We start from the raw sequence: 3,930 nt of genomic DNA, 5'->3' as shown, positions 1-3,930 counted from the left end.
GCGGCGGTGTGAGCGTGGGAGAGGCCGACCACATGCGCGCCATGATGCAGCAGCTCGGCGACATGGCCTTCTGGCGCATTGCCATGCGGCCCGGCCGCCCCATGGCCGTGGGGCGCATCGCGCGCGCGCGGGCATCACGCCCCGCAGGCCAGCAGGAGGATGCTGCCGCCCCGGATCCCGGCGCCGCGCTGCTGTTTGGCCTGCCCGGCAACCCGGTCGCGGTGATGGTGACCTTTCTCGCGTTCGTGCGCCCGGCCCTGCTGCGCATGATGGCTTGCACACGCCCCGCCCCGCCCCTGCTGCGCGCCATCAGCACCGAGGCCCTGCGCAAGAAAGCCGGCCGCACCGAGTACCAGCGCGGCAGCGTCAGCACGGCACCGGACGGAACGCTGCACGTGCGCACCACGGGCAACCAGGGCTCGGGCGTTCTGCGTTCCATGGTCCAGGCCAACGGGCTGATCGTGCTGCACCACGACCAGGGCCCTGTGGCCGTGGGCGATCCCGTGGATGTGATGCTCTTGGACGGCGTGCTCTGAGAGACGGCTGCCGGGAGGAGCGCGCTGCGGGGCTTGGGGGCTTTCAGGATTTCGGCGCCGCGGGCCAGGGCAGCCTGCGGAACTCGCGCCGCAGCTGGTGCAACCCGGTTTCGGCGCGCGGCGCGTAGCGCAGGCGCTCCAGGCGCAGCAGCCAATCGGCAAGCGCTGCGCTGCGCGCCCCGAATCGGTCCCGCACCTGCTGCGCGATGGCGCGCGGCGGCAGCGTCTCGGGCAGCGCCAGGCCGGCGTGCGCCAGGCGCTGGCGCGTGCGCGCCAGCAGCCGCAGCCACGGGTCCTGCCGGTTGCGCTCGCACAGGCTCCAGGCCATGGCCCCCAGGGCCGCAGCGGCGATCAGAATGCCCAGCACCATGGTCAGATCCTGCCAGTCCGGCGACGCGAAACCCAGCGCTTTGAGCAGGTCGAGCTGGCGGCTCTGCGTGTAGTTGAGCACCCACTGGTTCCAGCGGTTGTTCGCCGCCTCCCAGACGGCGCGCAGGCTGTGCACCAGGCCCGGGCTGATGACCGTGTCCACGGCCGTGGCAAAGGCGCCCCGCGGCGTGCGCAGGCGCTCGAAGGCGCCGGTGCGCCCGGGTGATACCGCGCTGGTGGGGTCCACCCGCACCCAGCCGCGCCCGGCGATCCAGACCTCGGCCCAGGCGTGGGCGTCGCTCTGGCGCACCGTCCAGAAGCCGTCCACGGGGTTGCGGTCGCCGCCCTGGTAGCCGGTGACGATGCGCGCCGGGATCTCCAGTGCGCGCATGAGCACCACGAAGGCCGCGGCAATGTGCTCGCAAAAGCCCTGCCTGCGGTCGAACCAGAATTCGTCGGCGCCGTGCAGTCCGTACACGCCGGGCTCCAGCGTGTAGACGTATCCGCCTGTGCGCAGGCGGGTCAGCGCGGCCTGCACCAGCGCCCAGGCGCTGTCCCGCGTGGAGCCGGGGGCGGTCTGCAACTCGCTGCGCATCTGCCGGGCGAGCGCCCACGTGCGGGGGTTGAAGCCCGCGGGCAGTTCGGTGTAGGCGCGCAGGCTGGCGGTCAGCGTATCGGGGCCGTACGTGAACCCGGTGTAGCTCTGGGCCCGGTAGCGGAGCATGTCGGTGATGGGCCGGTTCGCGAGCCACTGCAGGTCCTGCGTCATGGAGCTCTCCATTCCTGCGAGCACGGGCTTGTCGACGGCTGCATCGAGCAGCAGCAACCACGGCTGCTGATGCGGCTCCAGGGTCACCTCGTAGCGCACGGGCGCGCCGTGCACCCGCAGGTTGGCTGCGGCGCCGGAGGGCGGGGCGCCGCGGTACGTCAGCGCATGCCACTCGACCCCGTCAAAGCTGCCGAACACGGGGCCGCGAAAGTACAGCTCGCTCTGCGGTGGGGCGGCCAGGTCGTCGAAGCGCACGCGCAGCGCCACGCTGTCGTCGAGCGCCAATTCGGCAATGTTGCCCACCTTCAGCACCCCGGACAAGCCGCTGCGCCCCGCCATGGTGTCGCCGGGAACGCCCCACAGCGGCGCCATGCGCGGAAACAGCATGAACAGCGCGGCCATGATGGGGGCGCCCAGCAGGGCCATTGCACCCGCGATGCGAAACGCCTGCATGAGCGGCGGGCGGCCCACCGGCATGTGCGCGTTGACCAGGGCCGTCAACAATCCGAGCAGGGCCACGAGCATGGCGGCCGCCGTGCTCAGCGATTGCGAGAAGAAGAAATTGCTGAGCATCGTGAAAAAGCCCAGGAAAAACACCACCAGGGCATCGCGCCGCGCGCGCAGTTCCAGCATCTTCAGCGCCAGCAGCACCACGATGAGCGTCACCCCGGCGTCGCGACCGAGGATGGTGCGGTAGGTAAACAGGGCGCCCACCGCGGCCAGCACCAGCAGCGCTCCCACCGTCCAGCGCCCGGGCAGCGGGCGGCCCGTCCAGGCCAGCCAGCCGCGCCACAGCAGCAGGCCCGCGGCGAGCAGGCCGGCCCACAGCGGCAGGATGCCGGCCTGCGGGGCGATGACCCAGGCGATGACGAACAGCAGCCAGAGCGTGTCCCGGGCGTCGCGGGGCAGGCAGTCGAGGGTCTGGCGCAGGTTCATGGGAGGGCGGTTCATGCCGCGCAGCGGCGAATGGGGGGCGGGGTGTCGTCGGATTTTCCCGCCTTTTGCGCGCTTCTCCACCCCCCGGAAGGCGCCCGTCAGACCCCGCCGGGGGATCCGGTGGAATGTGCAGCGCAAACGCCACGAGCGCACGTCAGGCGGACTTTTTGGAACCGCGAGAGACACCGCCGGGTGCGATAATCGGCGGCATTTACCGTGCCGGATGGTCGCATTTTCTGGGGGCTCCTGGCACCGTCCCGGGCTAACCCGTCTTGGCAACCGAACAAGAACTCTCCGACTTCCTCAAAAGCGTGGAAAGGCGCGCCTTCAAGCGCTCGATCTACCATGTACGCAATGAGGAAGCGGCGCTCGACATCGTGCAAGACAGCATGCTCAAGCTGGTGCAGCATTACGCAGACAAGCCGGCAGCCGAACTGCCCATGCTGTATCAGCGCATCCTGTCGAACTGCACCCTGGACTGGTTTCGCCGCCAGAAAAGCCGCAATGCACTGTTTTCGAGCATGGGCGATTTTGTCGGAACGGGCGAAGATGGAACAGATTTTGATCTGCTCGAAGCCTATTGCGGACCGGATGGCGACAACAAGACGGAAAGCGCGGAAGATACCACCCGGCGGGCGCAGATCCTGCGCGGGATCGAAGCGGAGATCGCTCAGCTGCCTCCCCGTCAACGGGAGGCATTTCTATTGCGTTACTGGGAAGAAATGGATATTGCAGAAACGGCGGCCGCCATGGGTTGCTCCGAGGGCAGTGTGAAAACGCATTGCTTTCGCGCCGTCCAAACCCTTGGCAAGGCACTGAAGGCAAAAGGAATCGCACCATGAAGAACACGGTACAAACCCCCTCGGTACCCGCATCGGCTGCAGCGGCGGAGCGCTTTGCGCTGCGCGTCACGGCACGCCTGTCTGGCGGCATCGATGAATTGCCGTATGAGATCTCCGAGCGCCTGCGCGCAGCGCGCGTGCAGGCGCTGGCCAGGCGCCTGCCGGTGGCCCCGGCCTGGCGCACGGCCCCCGCTGACACGATCGTCCATGCCGGCGGCTACGCCACGCTGGGCCGCGGCGGCTGGTGGGGTGCGCTGGTCTCGGCCGTTCCGCTGCTGGCTTTGGTGGTGGGTCTGGTGTTCATCAACATGGCGCAGGACGAGTGCAGCGCGCACGACGTGGCCGAGGTGGACGCCGCTTTGCTGACCGACGACCTGCCTCCGGCCGCTTACGCCGACCAGGGCTTCGTGCAATTTCTCAAGACATCTGCGCAGTTGGACTGAGCCGCCTGACCCGGGACTGCATGCGCTCGATCCCC

The 3,930-nt window shown here is 69.1% G+C and carries 4 protein-coding genes; 3 read left to right on the top strand and 1 reads right to left on the bottom strand.

All coding sequences use genetic code 11. The features are described 5' to 3' along the window. A partial coding sequence (locus tag VTU_RS0114165) for a molybdopterin-binding protein (protein ID WP_010105226.1) occupies nucleotides 1-536 on the top strand: 536 nt, incomplete at its 5' end. Between the two features lie 43 nt (nucleotides 537-579). On the opposite strand, the gene VTU_RS0114160 is transcribed toward VTU_RS0114165, so the two are convergent. Beyond that, entirely contained in the window at nucleotides 580-2,610 is a 2,031-nt protein-coding gene (locus VTU_RS0114160; protein WP_010105225.1) for a transglutaminase TgpA family protein, read from the bottom strand. Between the two features lie 272 nt (nucleotides 2,611-2,882). Here VTU_RS0114160 and VTU_RS0114155 point away from each other — a divergent pair, with 272 nt between their 5' ends. Together VTU_RS0114155 and VTU_RS0114150 are read left to right on the top strand one after the other, a co-directional pair. Beyond that, nucleotides 2,883-3,452 carry an RNA polymerase sigma factor gene (locus VTU_RS0114155; protein ID WP_010105224.1) on the top strand — a complete coding sequence of 190 codons (570 nt, stop codon included), beginning with the start codon at nucleotides 2,883-2,885 and terminating at the stop codon, nucleotides 3,450-3,452. Continuing rightward, the gene (locus tag VTU_RS0114150) at nucleotides 3,449-3,895 is read left to right on the top strand and encodes a DUF3619 family protein (RefSeq protein ID WP_010105223.1); all 447 of its coding nucleotides are present in this window, start codon (nucleotides 3,449-3,451) and stop codon (nucleotides 3,893-3,895) included. Before VTU_RS0114155 ends, VTU_RS0114150 begins: the two co-directional genes overlap by 4 nt. Nucleotides 3,896-3,930: the final 35 nt, after the last annotated feature.

It is taken from the genome of Verminephrobacter aporrectodeae subsp. tuberculatae At4, assembly GCF_000193225.1.
In the GTDB taxonomy this organism is placed as follows: domain Bacteria; phylum Pseudomonadota; class Gammaproteobacteria; order Burkholderiales; family Burkholderiaceae_C; genus Acidovorax; species Acidovorax aporrectodeae.
The sequence above is the reverse complement of the archived record's forward strand: the minus strand, read 5'-3'. Positions and strand labels throughout refer to the sequence as shown.

What these genes read in the sequence shown, in the direction of transcription:
- VTU_RS0114160 (WP_010105225.1), bottom strand. Translation starts at nt 2,610, where the DNA reads ATGAACCTGCGCCAGACCCTCGACTGCCTGCCCCGCGACGCCCGGGAC.
- VTU_RS0114150 (WP_010105223.1), top strand. Translation starts at nt 3,449, where the DNA reads ATGAAGAACACGGTACAAACCCCCTCGGTACCCGCATCGGCTGCAGCG.